Source organism: Leclercia sp. Colony189 (assembly GCF_009740165.1).
Taxonomy (GTDB): Bacteria; Pseudomonadota; Gammaproteobacteria; order Enterobacterales; family Enterobacteriaceae; genus Enterobacter.
Window position 1 is genome coordinate 1,736,175 of the sequence record NZ_CP046557.1, and the last position, 20,746, is coordinate 1,756,920.

Genomic DNA, 20,746 nt, shown 5'->3' on the forward strand with positions numbered 1-20,746 from the left:
CGACGGTGCGTTACTGCTGGCAACGCTCCCCACTGCGCTGTTGATGATCTCGAGGCCCGGGGTGGTGCGGGCAGAAGATTACTTCGATCCGGCGGCGCTGGAACTGAGCTCTGCGCAGCAAAAAACCGCCGATCTGCACTATTTTGCCACCGCAGGCGGGCAGCAGCCCGGCACCTGGCCGGTCACCATCTGGGTCAATGACCAGCAGGTCAGCGAGGGGAATATCACCTTCGTGGAGGAGAATGGTACCCTTGTGCCAGTGCTGACGGCGGCCCAGCTGGCGGAATATGGCGTCAACGTTAGCGCGTTCTCCTCATTTGAACGCCTGCACGACGGGGAAACCTTCACCCGTATCGGCCAGTACATCCCGGATGCCAGCAGCCGGTTCGACTTCCCGACCCAGCGGCTGAACCTGAGTATTCCCCAGGCGGCAATGAACGTTCAGCGCGAGGGGTATATTGATCCCGCACGCTGGGATGAGGGGATACCGGCGGTGTTTGTCGACTACACGCTCTCCGGCGCGCAAACCGGGCAATCCACCCATAACGGGCGCTCCACCTTCCTCAACCTGCGCAGCGGGGTGAACCTCGGGCCGTGGCGGCTGCGCAACACCTCGTCCATGCAGTACGACTCCACCCGGCGCTGGCAGTCGCTCAGTACATACCTGCAACGGGACGTCGCCCCGCTGAAAAGCCAGCTGCGGATTGGGGATACCTACACCAGCGGGGAGGTGTTTGACAGCGTGCAGTTTCGCGGCGTCCAGCTGATGTCAAATGAAGAGATGCTCCCGGACAGCCTGCGCGGTTTTGCTCCGGTGATCCGCGGCGTCGCCCACAGTAACGCCAAAGTGACCATCTTTCAGCATGGCTATGTGATCTACGAAACCTACGTCTCCCCGGGGGCGTTTGCCATTAAGGATCTCTATCCGACCGCGCAGAGCGGCGACCTGGAGGTCAACGTGAAGGAGAGCGACGGTTCGGAGCGCACCTTTACCCAGCCGTTCTCGTCCGTGCCGTTTATGCTGCGGGAGGAGCGGGTAAAATACAGCCTCAGCGCCGGGCGATTTCACCCAGGCCACGATGAGAGCCGCACCCCGGCGTTTATCCAGAGCACGCTGTTTTACGGTTTACCGGCAGCCTTTACCCTGTCTGGCGGCACGCAACTGGCCGATGATTATTACGCGCTGGCCCTCGGGGTGGGGCATAGCTTAGGGAAGCTGGGCTCGCTGGGTACCGACGTGACGCTGGCAGACACCACAACCCCCTCCGGCAAGCGCTACCGCGGCCACTCCCTGCGGGCGCAGTATCAGAAAAGTTTTGCCCGGGCGGGCACCTCGTTCAGCCTCGCCAGCTACCGCTACTCCTCCAGCGGGTTTTACGACTTCAGTGAGGCGATGAGGCTGGAGCAACGTTACGGGCTGGTGGATAACAAACGCACCCGGGAAGAGGTTGCCATCAGCCAGACCCTCGGCGAGGTGGGTAACCTGTCGTTGTCCGCTTACGTTCAGGATTACTGGCACAACCAGAGCAGCGACAAAACGCTCCATGCCGGCTTTTACAGCGCCTGGAAAGGGATCTCCTGGGGGCTGGGCTACTACTATACCCAGTCCAGCGGACACAATAATCCCGATCGCTCCTGGTCCTTCAATATCACCATTCCGCTGGGTGGTTCGCTTGCCAGCAGTTCAGTGAGCTACACCACCTCGTCGGATAATCGCGGCTATACCTCGCACCAGGTGTCGATGTATGGCTCGGTGCCGAAGAGCCCGAATCTTTACTACGCCGTGCAGCAGGGCTACGCCAGCCAGGGGCAGGGGAGTAACAGCGGCGCATCCCTCGACTACCACGGCGGCTATGGGCAGGCGCAGCTGGGTTACCGACACGATCGCGACAGCAGCCAGCTCACCTGGGGAGCGTCGGGCTCCATCGTTGCGCACCCGCATGGCATCACATTGGGGCAGAGTCTGGGGGACAGCTTTGCCATCGTGCGTGCGCCGGGGGCGATCAACGTGGCTGTTCAGAACGGCAGCAACGTTCATACCGACTGGCGGGGTTACGCGGTGGTGCCTGCGCTGACGGCCTGGCACAAAAACGTCATTACCCTTGATACCGAATCGATGACCAGCGACACCGACGTAGAACAGTTCGGCGCGACGGTGATCCCCGGCGGTGGGGCGGTGGTCGAGGCAAACTTCCGGACCCATATCGGCCATCGCGTGCTGTTTACCCTGCATGACCGTTCGGGGCCAGTGCCGTTTGGCGCCAGCGCCCAGCTGGCAGGCGATCGCAATGCCGCCACCGGCATGGTGGCCGACGGCGGAATGGTCTACCTGAGCGGTATTCCGGATACCGGCACCCTGGAGGTGAACTGGAATGACAAAGGGGAAGCCCACCGCTGCACGCTGCCTTTCCACATCGCCGCCGACCAGCCGGATGCGGTGAAGCGTATCGAGGCAGCCTGTTTATCACAATGAGGATATTAACCATGCGGTTAGTCTGTTTACTTATGACGGTCGCCGGGCTGTTCAGCCCTGGCGTATGGGCGGCAGCCTGCAATGGCGATACCGGCCAGATGACCATCAACGTTCAGAACATCAAGTATCTCCCTTCGCTGCGTAACAACACCCAGATGACCAGCATCATGGCCGACAGCGGCAGCGGGTTTCGTTTTAGCTGCGATCAGGAGGCCCGGCAGGCCGGGGCAATAGCGGTGAAATATGAACAGGAGCGCACCGGGAATGAGACCTTTATCAATGGCCGAATGGTGTTTGAGTCGGCCATTCCGGGTATCGGCTATGCCCTGGGCTTCCAGTGTAGCGGCGGGCCGATCCACTACCTGGACGGCTCCGGTATGCATGAGACGCAGGTCTGTAACAGCAGCGAAAACCCCGCGCTGCTGCACCAGGAACATATCGTGGTGAAGGCGTTTATCACCTTCTTTAAAACCGGTGACGTCAGCCTCGTCAGCGGCAACCACGCCAACGCTTCGCCGTTGGGGGCGGTCGGTAAACTCTATGTCGATATTCCCGGCTCAGGCACAACCGGCACGCCCATCAGCGCCGACCTGACGGCGATGAACGTGGATATCGGCGCGGTGGGCAGTTGTAATGTCACCACCCCGACCATTTTTGTCGATTTAGGCAAGGTTAACCGCGCCGATTTTAAAGGGGTGGGGCAGACGGCGGGGACGGCGAAGAGATTGACCATTCCGGTCTATTGTTCGCAGCCAGCGCAGATCAAAATTGGCTTTTTTGGCACGCCAGCCGCCACCGGCATCACCGATACGCTGGCCATTACCCCGTCGCCGTCGAGCGCCAGCGGCGTGGGGGTCAGGCTGAGCTACGGCAATAATGGCGCCAGTGCGCCGGTCGCGGGCACTGCCCTGCACATCAACGAGGCCGGAAACCTGCCGGGTCTGGGACAGGTGACCGCGACAAATGCCGCCAGCGCCCAGCCTTTCCACTTTGTTGCCCAGCTGGTACAGACTGACCCGACCGTGACGGCGGGGTGGGCAAACACCACTGCCACCTTTGCGCTGGAGTATAACTAGCCTTCTGCGAACGGGCGTCGGTTCACGCGTGCCCGTTTTACATCTTCCCGTCAGGCCTGCAAAATAGCGCTCTCACTTTTCGCTAAAGATCATAACGATGAAAAAATCCCTGCTCTGTATGCTCCTCGTTTGCCTGTCTGGTTCCGCTCTCGCCGCCACCCCGGAGGAGGCGCTGGTCGCGGAGGCGGTGAACCCCACCATGACCGCGTTGATGCACGACCAGTCGATCCCAGGCATGGCCGTTGCGGTCATCTATAAGGGCCAGACCTATTTCTTCACTCAAGGGCTGGCGGATGTCGCCGGGAAAAAGCCCGTCACCCGGCAAACCTTGTTTGAGCTGGGCTCGGTGAGCAAAACCTTTACCGGGGTGCTCGGCGGCGATGCGGTGGCGCGCGGGGAGATTGCCCTCAACGATCCGGCCAGCAACTACTGGCCCGCGCTGTCAGGCAAGCAGTGGCAGGGCATCAGCCTCCTCCATCTGGCGACCTACACCGCAGGGGGACTCCCGCTCCAGGTGCCGGAGAACGTGACCGATGCCGCAGCGCTGCAAACGTACTATCAGACCTGGCAGCCAGCATGGACGCCGGGTTCTAAACGCCTCTACGCCAACGCCAGCATCGGCCTGTTCGGCGCCCTTGCGGTCAAGCCCTCAAAGATGAGTTTCGAGCAGGCGCTCACCCGCCGGGTGCTGGAACCGTTGAAGCTGAGCCACACCTGGGTAACCGTACCGGCAAGCGAACAGGCGAACTATGCCTGGGGCTACCGGGACGGTAAGGCGGTGCACGTCTCGCCTGGGATGCTTGATGCTGAAGCCTACGGGGTAAAAACCTCCATCGTGGATATGGCAGGCTGGCTACAGGCCAACCTGCAACCGGACAGCATTAAAGACGCCTCATTGAAGAAAGGGGTGGAGATTGCCCAGTCACGCTACTGGCAGGTAGGCGAGATGTATCAGGGGCTGGGCTGGGAGATGCTCAACTGGCCGGTCTCCTCCCGGACGCTGGAGCAGGAGGCGGATAATAAATATGCCCTGGCTGCCCACGATACCACGGCTATCGCGCCTCCACAGCCGCCGGTGCAAGCCTCATGGGTACATAAAACCGGCTCGACCGGCGGATTTGGCAGCTACATCGCCTTTATCCCGGAGAAGAACCTCGGCATTGTGATGCTGGCGAATAAAAGTTACCCCAACAGCGAGCGGGTCAAGGCTGCGTACCGCATTCTTGCAGCATTGCAGTAAGGTTTATGCCCTGAAAGGCCCGGCAAGCGTAGCGCTGCCGGGCCTGTAAAGTGGCAGAAACAAACTTCAACAGGTAAACGCCATCTCCTTTGCCAGCAGGAACGGACGCAGATAACCCACGGTATTCGACAGCGGGATCACCTCATCCGCCAGATTAATGTTTAACACCTCGCGAATGTATGCCCGGCGGCTGGCAATCCGCGCCCACAGTTCCGGGTACGCCGCCTGAATTTTCTCCTGCAAGGCCTGGTCCGCCAGAGCGACGCTCTCCTCAGCGCTCACGCCGGTATAGCCGGGAACAGAGGGGATGATATCGAGTTGCAGGATCATGCCGCTTTTTAGCGTCTCGGCAGAGCCCGGGTAGATGGGGGAGGACATCCACTCCTCGTCGGCGCTAAGGTGCCCGGGATTAAGATGCCAGCCATACTGCGCTTTATTAAGCACCTGTTCGATATGGGCATACAGCTCGCCGCCCGGCATGCCGATTTTAATCTGCTCAAGCCAGCTGGCGATGGCGGCAAAATAGGGTTTCGCCACCCGATCCAGATAATCTTTCTGGCCGTCCGGCAGCTCGCTCTCGTCAGCAATCACAAACCCGGTCCGGCTGGACAGCCCACCCTTAAACCCGGTGGTCAGCGACAGCGGCTGCCCGCGCACCAGCTTTTTATAGGTGGGGTAGAAGTTTGCCTTCTCAAAGCGCTGCCCGGCGGCGGCAATGGTCACCACCGTCTGATACTGCCCCTCTGCCGCCAGCCGCGCCCCCAGCTCGGTTTCGCGGATCCCCGGCTCCACTGCGTTCATGGCGTTCAGGATGCAGGTCGAGGCCAGGTTCGCGCCATATTCATAATGCGCGATTTCATTCTCGTTGTTGGTGATGCGGGCGCCGTTTTCGCCGCCGATAAACAGGTGTGTGGCGTTCTCAAGCGACGCATCGGTGCTGTTTTTCAGCGCCTCGACGATAAAATAAGGGAGATCGAAAAGCTGCCTGTTATCCGCCCCGGCTGCGGTAAACATCTTCCAGCCCACCACCCCGATTCGGTCATGCGCATGCAGACCCGCTTCGCGAAACAGCGACTCCAGCGAGGTTTCATTATCCATCGGCTGATTGGGCAGCGAGAAAAACGGGCAGTGTCTGAGGGTAACCGGAATGCGGGAATGGCGGGCCATCTTGAGATTTTCATTGCCGAGGATCGCCGTCGCCGCGCCGCTCTTTTCCAGAATCAGCAGACCCTCCTCAAAGCGCGGCACAAACCCGGTCAGATACTCAAAGTTGCTGCCGTGTTCTTTGTCGGCATAGATCACCAGGGCATCATAGCCCGCCTCGTTGATGCGGGCCAGCACCCTGTTTTTGCGCTCAAGCAGGGTGGCATCGGTAAGCAATACCGGAGCCACATCGGTGAAAGTACGCGGAGCAGGAATAGTCTGCAGCTGGATCATGATTTCTCTCGTCATCAGAAGGCGGGTCAGGCGCTTTTTTGCGCATGAACCCGCACGGTGGAGGCAGGCGCGTTCATCAGCTTATTTGCCGGACGCACCGGGCGACGCACCAGCTCCCCCTGGCAGTTAGGGCAGCGATGGTTAAGGTGGGTGTCGGCGCAGGTCGCGCAGAAGGTGCACTCAAAGGAGCAGATCCGCGCGTCCAGATCATCAGGAGGCAGGTCACGATCGCACCATTCGCAGTTCGGGCGGAGTTCAAGCATGGTTCTTATCCTGTTGGGTTAGTGGCCTTTTTTTACTATGCCAGAGAGTAAAAAAAGCCGCGACAGCATAATAGTAACGTGACGCGGGGAGCGTTAACTCCCCTGTTGCACGCTTCTGAAATCGTCAGGGGTATCGATATCAACAATAATTTCCGGGCGATCGAGGGCCACGCACTGGTGTTTACCCTCCATCAGGGCCTGGCGCATGCTGCGGATAGCCGGACGGGAGATCGCCTGTTGCAGGCTGGCGCGATCAATCAAAACAGGGTGGCCGGGCGTACCGTGATAGTGCGGCAGGATCGCCCCCCCGGTGCGTAATGCCCAAAGTTGGCGGTAAATCTCCCCGTCCAGGCAGGGCAGATCGCCGGGGGTAATAAAACAGTAATCCGTGCTCACCGCCCGGGCACCGGTTATCACCGAACTGACCAGTCCGTTTTCATAATCGGGATTATGAACCAGGGTGACATTTTCCCGGTGCTGATATCGCGCCTGTAGCTCCTGGGCGCGAAAACCGGTGACGAGAATAATGCGCGAGCAAAACTGCAGGGCGTTGTTGATACTGGCATCCAGAAGGGTTCCCTCGCGCCAGGGTAACATCATTTTCCACGTCCCCATGCGGGAGGAGAGTCCTGCGGCAGTAATAATACAGTCGACCGGCATTGTCTTATCCCTTTATCAACATGAGAGAAGGTAAAGAGAAAATATACCGCAAATTTCGGGATTTAACGCGCTGACCGTCGCCTGCTAAAACGCCCCTCTGAGCCAGAGGGGCGATCCGCGCAATCCTCAGCGCGTCAGGTAGCGGGGGGCGGGTTCGCCGGTGCGGGCGCTGGCAAACAGCGCCAGGCGCGCCTCTTCGTAGCGCGTCCACAGGGCTTCATCGTGCATCGGCGGGATAGTGATCAGCTCACCCTGGTCGAGCCCCGCCAGCGCCGCATCCACCATATTGTCGGTGGTCATCACCGACCCGGCGGGCAGATCGTCGGCGCTGATGCCGGACAGCTCCCAAATCTCCGTGGCCGTGGCTGCGGGCAATACCGCCTGGATACGCACCTGGCTGTCGGCAAACTCCTCCTGTAATCCGCGCGTAAAATTCAGCACCCAGGCTTTGGTGGCGCTGTAGAGCGCGCTGCCCGCCCGGGCATGGATCGACAGTACCGAGGCGATATTAATCAGGGTACCGCGGTCGTTTTGCGCCAGACGTGGCAGCAGGGCATAAGTGAGACGCATCAGCGCCGTGGTGTTGAGCATATTGATCGCCTGATGCTGCGCCACGTCTCCCGCGAGGAACGGCGCCATCTGCGCAGTACCGGCATTGTTGATCAGGGTGTCGATAGCGGCGTTGTTGCGCAACATCTCTTCCACGGCGCGGATCCCGCTTTCATCGGTAAGATCCGCCGTCAGGGGGGTGACCTTTACCCCATAGCGCTGCCTGAGCTGTTCCGCCAGCGCCAGCAGACGCGCCTCCCGGCGGGCCACCAGCACCAGATCGTAACCGCGAGCGGCGAGACGGTCGGCGTAGACCGCGCCAATGCCGGAAGATGCGCCTGTAATTAAAGCTGTTGAACGTTGCGTAGTCATTGTCGTACCTCGTAATGGGAGATAGTGGTTTTAATATGAAACTAAATAAACTGTGCGCCATTTGGTTTTATTATGCAACCAAGTCAGCGAATTTTTTTGATCCCTGCGTTGGGCGGTGGAGATGCGCGTCCGCAAAAGTGCGGTTTTACAGTAAAGTAAATAGACAAACTCACGATCCCACCGTCGGTCCGGAACGGTCTCTCTCAGGAAGGGTATGAAAAAGCTGTTGCTGGTTCTCTTTGTCTTAACTGCATTTGCAGCGAACTCCATTCTTTGCCGCGTAGCCCTGAAGAACGGCCATGCCGATCCTGAAACCTTCAGCATGCTGAGATTACTGGGGGGAGCGGCAGTGCTGTTTGTCTGGCATCTGGCGCGGGGAAGGCTGCAAGAGATACGCTGGAAAATTATCGACGCCCTGCTGTTGTGCGCCTATGTCCTGTTTTTCTCGCTGGCGTATGTTCAGCTCAATACGGCGACAGGCGCATTCCTGCTGTTTGGCGCAGTCCAGGTCTGTATGATCGGCTGGAGCGTGGTAAAAGGCGAGAGACTGAGCGGCTATAAGGCCTGCGGGATACTCATTGCCGTAGGGGGCATTATTACATTACTGCTTCCTGGGGCGACCGCGCCTCCGCTTGCGGCGGCCATTACGATGGTAGCCTCTGGCTTCGCGTGGGGCGCCTATTCGCTGCGCGGCAAAAATATCCAGGCTGCGGCGGGAACAACGAGCGGTAATTTCATCCTCAGCCTGCCGGTTATTCTCCTCCTGAGCCTGGTACGACAGACGCCAGTCCATATTGACGCCAGCGGCATTATCCTGGCCCTGCTTTCCGGCGGGCTGGCATCTGGCGTTGCCTACGTGCTCTGGTATGCCCTGGTCACCACGCTCTCTTCAGCAACCGCCAGCACCCTGCAGCTGAGCGTTCCGTGTATCGCGGCGGCAGGCGGCGTGTTATTTCTTGGTGAGGTACCGGATCTGCGGATGTTGCTTTGCACGCTGGCGGTGCTGGCCGGAATAGCACTGGTTATCGCCGCTGATAACAAGAAGCGGCAGCAGCCGGAAAAAAACGGTTTCTGAACGGGAAGGAGGTCATCATTCTCCCGCTGTCATCTCGCTTCTACTGAGCAGGGATAAAAAATAAAACCTTTATATTCTTGTGTGTTTAATTGCATTATATAAGTGGGTAGATTATTTTTTGTACAGATTCAATAAAATTTGCTCTAAATGAAATAAATGTACAGACTTTAGTTAATCATTTTTATAAGAAGGAAAATTTAACTTATTGATTTTAATGATTTATTGTATAAACGGTTTTGTTGCTGCAATAATAGGCAAGGAGCATATATTAATAGCACGTTAACTAAATTATAATTCTTTCATATCCGGCAGATAGGTGAGGTTAGTATGCGGTTTATTGTCATGTTCTTAAGCGTTGTGGTTGCCACCCATGCCTGGGCAGGTGAACTGCCCAAACCCGCCGGTAAAGCCCTTTTAACCCTGTCCGGTAATATACAAAATACAAACGAAGACGGGAAAGCCGTTTTCGATGTCGCCAGCCTTGAGAAACTCGGGATGGTCAGTTTCCAGACTACTTCACCTTGGTATAATGGGCGCACAACCTTTACGGGCGTGCCGCTGCAAAAGCTTATGGATTACGTTGGGGCAAAAGGCACCGTTGCTAAGGTCATTGCGCTCAATGACTACACCACCGTTATCCCGCTCAGTGATTTTAAAAAATACAACGTTATCCTTGCCTTGAAAGTCAACGGTGAATACATGCGTATCCGTGACAAAGGCCCGTTATTCATTGTGTATCCCTATGACAGTCTGCACGAACTGAATAATCAAATTTATTATTCACGATCGGCATGGCAGGTCAGCAAAATGAATATTGAGTAGGAGTTCAGAAGCGCAACATGAACAGGATACTGGCGGGCATCATTTTTTTCCTTTTTATCTCTACGGGATATATCTCTTTCCTTGTGCACGAGAGGCAACAAGAGTTACAAAAACTGACGCACTATACGGACTCATGGTCCGCAGCTCAGCTGGTATCAGAATTTTATCGATTCGAATCAACGCTCGGTCTTTACGCCAACGGTATTGACGCTTTGACGATTGACGACGTGCGCCTGCGTCTTGACATTATGCTCAGCCAGAGCGGTTTAATGAAAGAGGGTGATTTGGGGCGCTATATTGCCAGCAATAAAGCGCACCATGAACTGGCGGTAAATATAGAAAATATTCTCAAAGATCTGGACGCTAACCTTGAGAAAATGGACCGTCCAGCGCTCCAGACCTACCTGATTAAAATGCACCTGCTTGATGCCCCCTTAAGCCGCCTGTCATCCAGTGCGTTAGACAATGATATTAACTCGATCAATAAAGCTAATCTCAAAATACAAACGTTATATTATATTTATTCAGCGGCTTCTCTACTGTTAATCATTTTGAGTGCCATTCTTGGCGTGCTGATATTCTTCCAGAACAGAAATATTCTGACGGCGCATCTTCAGGTCAAAAGCCTTGCTGAAGAACTGCAAAAATCTAAGGAGAAACTGCAAATCCAGAATACACAGCTGGAATATGACGTTTACCATGACTCGTTGACAGGCATGAATAACCGCCAGTTTTTCTGGGAAAATATAAAGAAAATCATTCAGGTGGCGGAAAAAAATAATGAATCTGTGACCGTCATGCTGTTTGATCTGGACCGCTTCAAGGAGATCAATGATACCTACGGTCATGATGTTGGCGATATGCTGCTGCGCCAGATCTCCGAACGCCTGATTGCCATGAGCCTGACGACCGATACCCTTTATCGCTTAGGCGGGGATGAGTTTGCCTTTCTCTCGAGCGGTTTGACAGAGAGTAGCGCCGTTTCGCGCGCGCAAAAAATATGTGCTTCTATCAACCAGCCGTACACCATTTATAACACCATCATTAATATCGCCACCTGTGTCGGCATTGTTATCTCGGACACGGAGCGCCGCTCCGACTTTCTCTATAAATTTGCCGATCTGGCCCTGTATGAAGCCAAAAAAGAGGGCCCCGGACAGATAAAAGTCTTCCGGCCGATCATGTTACAAAAGCTGCAGGAGAGCAGAACCCTTGAGCACGATCTGGCGATGGCCTTAGCGAATAAAGAATTCGTGGTTTATTATCAGCCCATTGTCGATTCGTTCAGCCGGGAAATTTACAGCTATGAAGCCCTTGTTCGCTGGGTGCATCCATTAAAGGGGCTTTTGTCGCCAGATAGCTTTATTCCCGTTGCGGAAAAGACAGGCATGATTAATGAGCTGGGAAGGTCGGTGCTTGAACTCGCCTGCCGGGAAGCGGCGACCTGGGCGGTTCCGGCAAAAATCTCGGTGAATGTTTCGCCTATCCAGCTCAGCAGCAAAGCCTTTGCCGGCATCGTGCTCTCCATTCTTGAAGAGACAGGGCTTGCGGCCGATCGTCTGGAGTTGGAGGTGACGGAATCCTCTCTCTTTACCGATAACGATACTCCGCTCAATACCCTCAACACGCTCAGAGCCCGTGGCGTGCAAATCTCCATTGATGATTTTGGTACGGGGTATTCTTCCCTTTCGCGGCTGAGCAAGCTCGCCTTCGATAAAATTAAAATCGATAAATCCTTTGTCCATTCGCTCTCTGACCAGGACGATGCCCTGACCATCATCAAACTGATTACCGGGATGGCGAAGTCCCTTAATATGAAGGCGGTTGCCGAAGGGGTCGAAACGCAGGAACAGCTGGAAAGTCTCCAGGCGCTGGGTTGCGATCTTGCCCAGGGTTATCTGTTTGGTAAACCGCAGCCGGGAATCGATGGCAGGATCCGCAACGGATAAATCGCGTGGCCGGATGAAGGTGTGGTGAAAAAAGAAAAAAACATAAATGCCCGTCAGGGCATTTATGTTTTAAAAAGCGATTAATGGAAGAACAGTGCAATCAGGATAATGATTGGAATAGGTACGCCTAAAAAGAAGAGTAATAGTGAGCGCATTTTAAACCTCCTGCTTAATTAAGAATTATAAATCACGTTGACGACCACCGAAGGTCGCACACAGGCTGGCAACGAAAGCACCGGCCAGCAGCGCAATAAATGTCCAGAGCATCAGATAGCTTGTGGTTTTACGTGCGGCATCAGCAGCTTGCTGCGCTTTCTCCTTCGTTTCTTTCAATTTAGCCTGGGCTTTGTCATAGGTGGTTTGTACACGCTGCTCAGCTTCTTGCTGACTGATACCGGTCTTTTGTGCAATCAGCTGGGCGACATACTGACGATCTTCCGGCGGTAAGGTACCGGTGGAAATGCTGTTGGCAAAAATACCGGTCACTTCACTTACCTGCGCAGGCGTTAATGGCTCAGCAGGTGCGGCTGGCGTGGCGGGAGCAGGTGCAGCGGTTGGATCAGCGGGATCGGTAGCACCGTTTGCCGGTGTGGCAGGGTTACTGGCCCTGAACATCGAATTCACAAAATAGTCCATGGATGAACCCGGCGCCTCAGACGAACTGTTCGCCATACCCGCCGCGCCAGCTGCTGTGGCCGTCGCAGCCCCGCCGGCAACGGTACCCACGACTTTAGCGCCGCCACCAATAAGGGCGCCCACGGTGCTTGTAAACAGCGCCGCAGAAACCAGTGCAGCGACAGCCCAGGTTAAAAACCCGTGGGCAGTATCGCGGAAGTAGACTTCATCGGTACGGGTATCGACCCATTTGGTACGCAGTCGCCCGGCTAAATAGCCGCCCATGCCAGACGCCACGATTTGCGTGAACGTCAGCCAGGCGATGGCAGCAATGCCCACCGTGCCGGCGTCGAGCCCGCGGTTTTCCCAGGGTGAAATCGTTGTCAGGCCCAGCCCGGTGCCCAGCATTAGCAAAATTAACGACAGGGATGCCGCTGCCGCTGCGCCGGCAAAGATGGCGCCCCATGATACGGCACTGCTGTTCGTCGTGGGCAGGGGCAGCCGCGAATCGGGATAGGTTGTGTTAACCGTGGCGTGTTCATGAATGTGAGTCATAGCTGTTGTCCTTTAATTAATCTTTGCGTTCGGAACCAGGAACTGATTGAAAAACAGGAAACATTATCAACGTGAACGTTTAAGCCCTTCAGGGACCGGATGATGTCATTTATAACGAGGAAGGCTGTAAAACTGACCGAAATAAAAAACAAAAATCAACGATCTAAGAATAGTTGATAATTTTGCGCCGGACGGCTTTTCAGCTTTAAAAATCCGTTACCGCTTCGGATAACGGATTTTATAATAAGTCTTGTCGTCGTCAGGCGCGTCAAAATAAAGGCAACAGAATTAGGCTACGCCGGTACCGCCGTCAGAGCACCAGATCTGACCGGAAGCATAGGAACACTCTTCAGATGCCAGCAGAACATACAGCGGTGCAATCTCCACGGGCTGACCCGGTCTGCCCAGCGGCGTATCTGCCCCGAACTGCTGCACCTTCTCCTGCGGCTGACCACCGCTTGACTGCAACGGCGTCCAGTAAGGGCCCGGCGCCACGGCATTCACGCGGATCCCTTTCGGCCCAAGCTGTTTTGCCAGTGATTTGGTAAACGCCACGTTACAGGCTTTAGTCTGGGCGTAATCGAGCAGGATTTCGCTGGGCTTAAAGGCCTGAACCGAAGAGGTATTGATAATCACCGCGCCTTCCGTCAGGTGACGCAGGGCGGCGCGGGTGATCCAGAAGGGGGCATAAACGTTGGTTTTGAAGGTCGCGTCGAAAGCGGCGGTGGTCAGATCTTCAATGGATTCGCAGAACTGCTGTCTACCCGCATTGTTGACTAGAATATCGAGCCCGCCGAGCTCCGTCACGGCGCGCTCAACCAGTGTCTCACAGAACGACTCCACCCGAATATCACCCGGGATCGCGACGGCTTTGCGTCCTTCCGCCTGAATCAGGGCAATAACGGCTGCCGCATCGGACTCCTCTTCCGGCAGATAGCCTATGGCCACGTCTGCCCCTTCACGGGCGTAGGCAATCGCCACCGCGCGACCAATCCCGGAATCGCCGCCGGTAATCAGCGCTTTTTTACCAGAAAGTCTGCCCGAGCCGGTATAACTCGTCTCGCCATGATCGGGGATTGGCTTCATCTCTGACGCCAGTCCGGGCATTTGCTGCGGCTGTTCCACAAACGGGGGTTGTGGGTAGTTTTTTGAAGTGGTGTTTCCTGATGTCATCCCGACCTCCTTTATCAATGAATTTAAAGCGTAGCCACTGTGACGGAACGCACCTTTCTGGAAGGGATAATTCAGATTATTCTTCTTCTGGATATATTTTTGATTTTATCTTCACTTTGTAAGGCTATTAAACACGCGCCCCCTTTTTTGGCTGCAAGCATGAGGGCGGATGAGATTATTTCTGCTGTCGTTTACGGGTAATACCGGAAATGAAGCGTCTGAGATGTTTTTTGGGTGAGCGCCTGCGTGTGGCGTTGATTTTTGCCGGATCGACGACGACCTTATTCGCTTCCGGGAGGATCGGCTTTTGGCTGCCCGGGCGATATTGCCAGAGGGCGCCTGAATCGCCATGAATAAACAACGCGCATGACAGGAGGAGGGGAAATAAGATCTTCTTCATCGTCTTTAGCCTCTCTCCTGAACGAGCATGCAAGCAGGGCAGAGTTTCCGGCGATCCTCTGCCCGCTGTGCTACCTTATTTCTCTATCATCTGGATAATCTGATCCCGGTTGATCGCATGTTCATTTCCCGCGATATCTTCATAAGTAATGAGGCCATTATCATCATCAACTTCGGGTTTGCCGTGAGTAATAATCATCTCACCATTTTTCTTCTGTAAAACATAATCGCTTGAACAGCCGGCGACGGTGAGGCTCAATAGCACCAGGCTAATGACAGCCACAACTTTCTTCATTACAACTCCTTATTTACTCAAGCCTGTCACAGGCACAATGATGCCGCACGCTAGTTAAATTGCGTCAGAAGCAGTGCAGCATAAATCACGAACATGAAAAAGAGCGTACCGATAACGACGCGGCGTTCGAGAACCAAACTATTTTTTTCAGAACTCTTTTCTGGTTTATTTAACATGATTACCTCTTTTCGTTAGCCCACCATTACCCCTGAAACCCTTACCGGTAGGTTATATTTGTGGGTATGTTGTAAGAAGTTTTCTACTTGTGCAGCAGAGTCGTTCCATTCGTAGGCCTTATTAAGTAAGGCATATTTCCCGGTGCCAAAACGATGGTAGGGAAGTAATTCGATAAATTTGAACGCAGGACGGTGCCAGGTCAGGGAATGTATCAGCATGAACAATTTTTCAGCCTGTTCGGGGCTATCGTTAAAGTCTGGAATAACGGGGATACGGATAACGATCTGTCGATCTCCCTGCAATAATCTTTCAAGGTTACGCAGGATGATCGTATTACTCACCCCGGTATAGCGTTTATGCTGCTCGTCATCGGCGCTTTTCAGGTCAAAGAGAATCAGATTGCAAACCGATGCGATCTGTTTTACGGCGCGCCAAGGGGCGTACCCGGCGGTTTCAATTGCCGTGTGAATATCCTCTGCGCTAATTTTTTGCATGAGTTGTCTGGCAAACTCGGGCTGAGTGCACACTTCACCCCCGCTGAGGGTGATGCCGCCCCCGGATTGACGAAACCAGGTTTCATCCGCCATGACGCGGTTAAAAACGGCCTCTGAGGTCAGTTTTTCCCCTGTCACATTAAGTGCACCAGCCGGGCAGCACTCTTCGCATCGCCTGCAACCCTGACACTGACGCGAGCGATCAAGCGTGTGCACACCGTCCACCCAACGATGTACGCCGGCCGGGCAGTGCAGGGCACATTTTCCACAGTGAAGGCAGCGCTCAGCATGCCAGAAGATCTCGCAGCCAGGGTTGAGCCCTTCCGGGTTGGCGCACCAGCGGCAGCGCATCTGGCAGCCTTTAAGAAACACAACGCTGCGAATACCCGGTCCGTCATGCAGCGAAAACCGCTGAATATGTGTTATCCAGCCGGATGCCGGCTCAGAAGCGACGTTGAGTGGTTCGGCTGATGATCTCATCCTGCACCTCTTTACTTAATTCAACGAAAAAGGCGCTGTATCCTGCGACACGGATCATCAGGTTGCGGTACTCCGCCGGGTTTTGCTGCGCCTTCAGCAGCGTTTCATCATCCAGGTAGCTGAACTGCAACTGCGCGTTTCCCAGGATACTGGCTGTCCGCAGCAGATGGATAAGGCTGTTTTGCCCTTCCGGCGTTTCCAGCATGCCGTACATAAGCTTGATGTTATGGACCATGCCGATATCCATCTCTTCAACATTGATTCGGCTGACCGAGTTGATGATCGCGGTGGGGCCCAGATAATCCGTCTGCTGGGCAGGGCTTATTCCATCCGCCAGCGGCTTGCCCGCAAGGCGACCGAATGGAAGGGCGCCGGTTATTAGCCCGAACGGCGTATTGTTCGAGATGGAGAGCGTGCCGAATGCAAAAGGTGCATACAGCATCCGATACTGATGATGCTCCTTTTCCAGAAAGTGAACGCTTTCACGGGCCATCTCATCCACGTCGGCAATGTCGTTACCGTATTTCGGCACCCGCAGGCATGCAGTAAGGAGCGCCTCATAACCGACAAAATTATGGTCGAGCGCGTCAACAATCTGTTGCAGCGTGAAGCGGGAGGTTTCAAATACCAGCCTCCTGATGACCATCAGAGAGTTCACGAAGTCGGCAAGCCCCGTCCAGATAAGACCCGGCCCCGCATTCAGAAACGCGCCGCCCTGGGTGACATCCTTCGCGGTGGCCATACAACCCTCGATGAGGCTCGACATCAGCGGTTTTCTGGCATGATCCGCATGCAGTTTTTGTACGATGAGCGTGACCTGCGCGGCCTTTCTGACCATAGCGGATAACTGGGCCATAACCGCACGTTTGACATCTTCATAGCAGTGGAACTGCGACACCTCGCCGGTGCGGGGGCCTGTCTGCTTCCCGGCGCGCGAGCGGCCGTTATGCAGCGCCATCTCGATCGCTGCGGTGAAGGTGGTATAACCCACCGAGGTCCACTGGTACATTTTCCCCGCTTTCTGTGGCTCGACGCAGCCCATCAGACAGTAGTCCCGGGCATCTTCATAGCTGAACCCTTTATGCAGCATCATGCGAATATGCGCATCATCGAAATGGCACGCCGGAAACCCCATTCCGCCGCGCACCACATCCACCACCTTGCGCATAAAGGACTGCGGCGACTGATTGTGAATTCGCACGGCCAGGCCCGGTTGATAAATTTTTAATCGCGCGGAGCAGTCCATAATGAGCAGCGTGAGCGGATTGGTGGCATCGCCGCCTTCACGCTTCTGTCCGCCGACCACGAGGTTGATAAAGGGCTGATACCCGGCGAAGTACATTGCCGTCGATTCGCTGCAAATCCACAGGGTTTCCGCCATCTTAATCAGCCAGCAGCAAAGCAGCTCTTCAGCCTGGGCATGCGTTAAGGTCCCGTCCCTGAGATCGCGCTCCAGCAACGGCCAGAGATATTGATCGACGCGGCCAAGGGAGATACCGGTCTGATTCTCTTCCAGCATAAACAGCGAATGCACGAACCAGATAGCCTGCAGGGCATCGTAAAAATGCTGCGGAGGATGTTCAGGGACACGCTCGCAAATCGTGGCAATCTGCAGCAGTTCTTCCCGGCGAAGGGGGCGGGTCTCGGCCCCGGCCAGCTGGCGCAGATAACGCGCATAGCGCCGGGTGTAAGCCATCACGCCGTCACAGGCGTGCTGCACGGCGGTATAAAAATTAAACGCCTCGATGCCGTCGGAGGTAGCGGGATCGAGGGCGGCCAGGTGCGCGGCTGCCTCATCCCGTATTCCCTTTATCCCTTTGGTCAGCAGAATATTGTCGTAGCCCGGGCAAGCGTCACCGCCGCCGTTTTGGGTTTTAATCGTGACGTCGCATATCGCATCGTCATGACACCACTCCCACAGCCCGACGGTTTTTAGCTGCGTCTCCGCCATCTCATCCAGAGAGCGGCCTTGCCAGTAAGGAAATACCTCTTCCCGCAGGAGACGTTTCGTCTCGTCGTCAATCTGGTAAGGATCCTGGGCCCGGAAAGGGAGGTTATCCAGCTCGTCGGCCACCCAGCGCCAGCTTATTTCCGGCGAAACTTCACCCCCGCGCGCGCCGCCCGCAGGGTGGCTGACGATAAGCTCGTTTTCGGCGACATATAAAGGCGCGTTCTCGCAGGCATGACGAAACGCTAACGCCCTGAGCAGAATATTATCCATTCCCGGATTGGCCTGATAAACCCGGGTGACGCTGACAGCCCGATGGGCAGAAATAAAGGGCTTCGCCTGTAAAAAGGCGTCGCGCAGCCGTTCCACACGCGATGGAAGGGGTTTGCTATTCATACTGTCGATCCTTTAAAACGCAATCACGATGAGTCCGGCGACGATGCAGCCGATCCCCACCTTTTCCAGGGCGCTGCTGCGCAGTTGATAAAAGATGCTGCTCAGGAGTGAAATCATCACAATGCCGGTTCCTGACCAGGCCGCATAGGCGACAACCGGTGAAATCCAGCCCATCAGCATCGACAGGGCAAAAAAGGCTGTCGCGTAACAGATCAGGCAGAGAACCGTTATCAGCGTATTTTTGAATGTATTGGTTTGCGGCAGCATTAAGGTGGCAATCACTTCTATTGAGACGGAAATAAAAAGCCAGAAAAAGCCAAATAATATATTAACCATTTAAAACCACACTGTTATCTTTTTTGTTTGATAGCAAGATTGAGAATTAATGTGCCAATAATAACCATGCACACACCTATCCACGAATCCTGTGTCAGGGTGAAATCAAAGTAACGGGTTTGTATAAAGGTAATACTAATGATCCCGACCGCAGACCAGATAGCATAGGCCACACCTATATGAATCCGCCTCAGGGCGAGAGATAAAAAATAGTAGCTAACGCCATAACAGATAATGGCCAGTACGCCAGCGGAGATAATTTTAAAACTGTCAGAAAGCGATAATAATGTTGTCGCGACGATTTCAATGGATACGGCAGCAATAAGCGCAGTAACGCACCTGGTTAAAGTCATTGGATTATCCTTGGTTATAAGTCACCAATAGTGTTTGGTTCAGGTAACAGGATGCCGGGCAGAATTTAATCCGCTTATTCTATTCTCGGTGAATTAAATGAATACTTTTAAATAGCTCTGTTTAAATAATAAATATCCCCTCAAGGACCAGACAGGCCTCGCCCGTCAGCGTCACGCGGCCCGTATCGTTAATATGGCAGATCAACTCTCCTTTACGGCTGCCGCCCTGTTGTGCATGGAGCGTTTTTTTCGCCAGCTTATCGCTCCACAGCGGGGCCAGAAAGGTATGCGCCGAGCCGGTAACGGGATCTTCATTGACGCCCACCTGGGGCCCAAACCAGCGGGAGCGAAAATCAAACTGACGAGAAGGCGCCGTCACGACCACGCCGCGGGTGTTGAATTTCGCCAGGGCGGTGAAATCTGGCGTTAAGCCGTCGAGTTGCGCTTCGTCATCCATGACCACGATCAGATCGGAGGCCTGCCAGATTTCAGTCGCCCCGGCAACGATGCCAAGTGCTGACAAAAGCCCGTCCGGGGCCGCAATCCTGCGGGGGGTGACGAGGGGAAAATCCATCGTGAATTTTCCATTATCCGAGGTAACGGTCAGCTCACCGCTGCGGGTGGAAAAACGAACCGTCTTGCCCGACTCTTCATGGCGCAGAAGCACACTGGCTGCGGCAAGCGTCGCATGACCGCAAAGGTCGACTTCAACGGCAGGGGTAAACCAGCGAAGGGCGTAATCGTGGCCCTGCTTAACAACAAACGCCGTTTCGGAGAGATTATTCTCGCTGGCTATACGCTGTAACAGCGCATCCTCCGGCCACGCTTCCAGCAGACAAACCGCTGCGGGATTACCCGTAAACGGCCCCTGAGAGAAAGCATCCACCTGGTAAAAAGGAATGCGTTGCGGATAACTATTTTTCATTCATCACCTCAAGATCGTTATAAACCGTATAACGTGTCACACCCAGCGCCTGGGCCGCATGTTGCACGCCCCCCCTCATTTTAAAAATGCCTTTATCGCGCATCTCCGCAACGATTTTAAGGCGTTGCGTTTTCTGAATTTTCTTTCCGGTAACGGTATGTTTTTCAATAATTTCCTGAATTGATTGCTCAACAAGGCCACCCAGGTTGAGATCGGCTGCATCCGTTTCGGCAGGCGCGGTGGCCATGATGATGTCGAGACTTTTGCGAATGTGTTCATACGGCGAGGTGTCGACATTAATGCAGAAAGCCATCAGCGGATGGCCGTCATCGCTGTAGTAGATGGTGGAGGCGCTGTTGAGGATCTTCTCCGAGGCGGTCACGGTTTTATAATCTTTAACCGTCAAGGACTTACGTCCCTCGTTTTTACCGAGCAACAGGGCAAATCCCTTATCTTTCTCGGGGCCAGATAACAGGTGGTCGCCTTTACGTCTGCCGCTGACATGCCCGTTAATGATTTTGACAATCGAGCATTCGGGCGTGGTGAGATTGTGTAAAACGGCTTCCTGATTGGCGGAGAGCGTACCCGCCAGCGCCTCCATGGCGGCTTCCAGTGGCCCGGAAATTAGCTCAATCTGTTCTGCATATTCTGACTTCATCATTTTTCCTTCGTCTGGGTCATTGT

Annotated in this window: 20 protein-coding genes; 6 read left to right on the forward strand and 14 right to left on the reverse strand. The window is 54.9% G+C overall.

Annotated elements, in window-relative coordinates:
• The first annotated feature begins 43 nt into the window (after positions 1 to 43).
• The 3 genes from GNG29_RS08085 (at position 44) to ampC (ending at position 4,789) form a co-directional block, all read left to right on the forward strand.
• Positions 44 to 2,473, forward strand: coding sequence for a fimbria/pilus outer membrane usher protein (locus tag GNG29_RS08085; RefSeq protein ID WP_156655453.1), 2,430 nt, complete (start codon positions 44 to 46; stop codon positions 2,471 to 2,473).
• A gap of 11 nt (positions 2,474 to 2,484) precedes the next feature.
• Positions 2,485 to 3,549: a fimbrial protein gene (locus GNG29_RS08090; protein ID WP_103178982.1), complete on the forward strand. Its 1,065-nt coding sequence runs from the start codon at positions 2,485 to 2,487 to the stop codon at positions 3,547 to 3,549.
• 97 nt (positions 3,550 to 3,646) lie between these two features.
• On the forward strand, positions 3,647 to 4,789 hold the full coding sequence (ampC, locus tag GNG29_RS08095) for a class C beta-lactamase (protein WP_156654237.1): 1,143 nt from the start codon (positions 3,647 to 3,649) through the stop codon (positions 4,787 to 4,789).
• 66 nt (positions 4,790 to 4,855) lie between these two features.
• Here ampC and GNG29_RS08100 read toward each other — a convergent pair whose 3' ends face one another.
• The 4 genes from GNG29_RS08100 to GNG29_RS08115 form a co-directional block, all read right to left on the reverse strand.
• Entirely contained in the window at positions 4,856 to 6,226 is a 1,371-nt protein-coding gene (locus GNG29_RS08100; RefSeq protein ID WP_231736598.1) for a Xaa-Pro peptidase family protein, read from the reverse strand.
• A gap of 26 nt (positions 6,227 to 6,252) precedes the next feature.
• Positions 6,253 to 6,489 carry a DUF1272 domain-containing protein gene (locus GNG29_RS08105; RefSeq protein WP_103178985.1) on the reverse strand — a complete coding sequence of 79 codons (237 nt, stop codon included), beginning with the start codon at positions 6,487 to 6,489 and terminating at the stop codon, positions 6,253 to 6,255.
• Between the two features lie 93 nt (positions 6,490 to 6,582).
• On the reverse strand, positions 6,583 to 7,149 hold the full coding sequence (locus tag GNG29_RS08110) for an NTP transferase domain-containing protein (protein ID WP_156654239.1): 567 nt from the start codon (positions 7,147 to 7,149) through the stop codon (positions 6,583 to 6,585).
• A 126-nt stretch (positions 7,150 to 7,275) separates the two neighbouring features.
• Positions 7,276 to 8,070 (reverse strand): SDR family oxidoreductase, encoded by a 795-nt coding sequence (locus tag GNG29_RS08115; RefSeq protein ID WP_156654240.1) that lies wholly within the window; start codon positions 8,068 to 8,070, stop codon positions 7,276 to 7,278.
• Positions 8,071 to 8,284: 214 nt separating this feature from the next.
• Here GNG29_RS08115 and GNG29_RS08120 point away from each other — a divergent pair, with 214 nt between their 5' ends.
• From GNG29_RS08120 to GNG29_RS08130, 3 genes are all read left to right on the forward strand, one after another.
• Positions 8,285 to 9,145: a DMT family transporter gene (locus tag GNG29_RS08120; RefSeq protein ID WP_156654241.1), complete on the forward strand. Its 861-nt coding sequence runs from the start codon at positions 8,285 to 8,287 to the stop codon at positions 9,143 to 9,145.
• A 327-nt stretch (positions 9,146 to 9,472) separates the two neighbouring features.
• Complete coding sequence (locus tag GNG29_RS08125) at positions 9,473 to 9,967, forward strand: molybdopterin-dependent oxidoreductase (RefSeq protein WP_103178989.1); 495 nt, start codon at positions 9,473 to 9,475, stop codon at positions 9,965 to 9,967.
• 17 nt (positions 9,968 to 9,984) lie between these two features.
• Complete coding sequence (locus tag GNG29_RS08130; protein WP_156654242.1) at positions 9,985 to 11,916, forward strand: bifunctional diguanylate cyclase/phosphodiesterase; 1,932 nt, start codon at positions 9,985 to 9,987, stop codon at positions 11,914 to 11,916.
• A gap of 180 nt (positions 11,917 to 12,096) precedes the next feature.
• Here GNG29_RS08130 and GNG29_RS08135 read toward each other — a convergent pair whose 3' ends face one another.
• The 10 genes from GNG29_RS08135 to GNG29_RS08180 form a co-directional block, all read right to left on the reverse strand.
• Positions 12,097 to 13,086 (reverse strand): hypothetical protein, encoded by a 990-nt coding sequence (locus GNG29_RS08135; protein WP_103178991.1) that lies wholly within the window; start codon positions 13,084 to 13,086, stop codon positions 12,097 to 12,099.
• Between the two features lie 288 nt (positions 13,087 to 13,374).
• Positions 13,375 to 14,259: an SDR family oxidoreductase gene (locus GNG29_RS08140; RefSeq protein ID WP_156654243.1), complete on the reverse strand. Its 885-nt coding sequence runs from the start codon at positions 14,257 to 14,259 to the stop codon at positions 13,375 to 13,377.
• A gap of 175 nt (positions 14,260 to 14,434) precedes the next feature.
• Positions 14,435 to 14,659 carry a hypothetical protein gene (locus GNG29_RS08145; RefSeq protein ID WP_156654244.1) on the reverse strand — a complete coding sequence of 75 codons (225 nt, stop codon included), beginning with the start codon at positions 14,657 to 14,659 and terminating at the stop codon, positions 14,435 to 14,437.
• A gap of 75 nt (positions 14,660 to 14,734) precedes the next feature.
• Positions 14,735 to 14,953, reverse strand: a complete 219-nt coding sequence (locus GNG29_RS08150) for a YgdI/YgdR family lipoprotein (protein WP_103178994.1) — start codon at positions 14,951 to 14,953, stop codon at positions 14,735 to 14,737.
• A 191-nt stretch (positions 14,954 to 15,144) separates the two neighbouring features.
• Complete coding sequence (locus GNG29_RS08155; RefSeq protein ID WP_156654245.1) at positions 15,145 to 16,104, reverse strand: glycyl-radical enzyme activating protein; 960 nt, start codon at positions 16,102 to 16,104, stop codon at positions 15,145 to 15,147.
• Positions 16,067 to 18,448 carry a choline trimethylamine-lyase gene (cutC, locus tag GNG29_RS08160; RefSeq protein ID WP_156654246.1) on the reverse strand — a complete coding sequence of 794 codons (2,382 nt, stop codon included), beginning with the start codon at positions 18,446 to 18,448 and terminating at the stop codon, positions 16,067 to 16,069. Before cutC ends, GNG29_RS08155 begins: the two co-directional genes overlap by 38 nt.
• A 12-nt stretch (positions 18,449 to 18,460) precedes the next feature.
• Positions 18,461 to 18,784 carry a multidrug efflux SMR transporter gene (locus GNG29_RS08165; protein WP_156654247.1) on the reverse strand — a complete coding sequence of 108 codons (324 nt, stop codon included), beginning with the start codon at positions 18,782 to 18,784 and terminating at the stop codon, positions 18,461 to 18,463.
• A gap of 14 nt (positions 18,785 to 18,798) precedes the next feature.
• Entirely contained in the window at positions 18,799 to 19,137 is a 339-nt protein-coding gene (locus tag GNG29_RS08170; protein ID WP_103178998.1) for a multidrug efflux SMR transporter, read from the reverse strand.
• 121 nt (positions 19,138 to 19,258) lie between these two features.
• Positions 19,259 to 20,062 (reverse strand): PhzF family phenazine biosynthesis protein, encoded by an 804-nt coding sequence (locus GNG29_RS08175; protein WP_156654248.1) that lies wholly within the window; start codon positions 20,060 to 20,062, stop codon positions 19,259 to 19,261.
• On the reverse strand, positions 20,052 to 20,723 hold the full coding sequence (locus GNG29_RS08180; RefSeq protein ID WP_231736601.1) for a transcriptional regulator: 672 nt from the start codon (positions 20,721 to 20,723) through the stop codon (positions 20,052 to 20,054). Before GNG29_RS08180 ends, GNG29_RS08175 begins: the two co-directional genes overlap by 11 nt.
• Positions 20,724 to 20,746 lie beyond the last annotated feature (23 nt).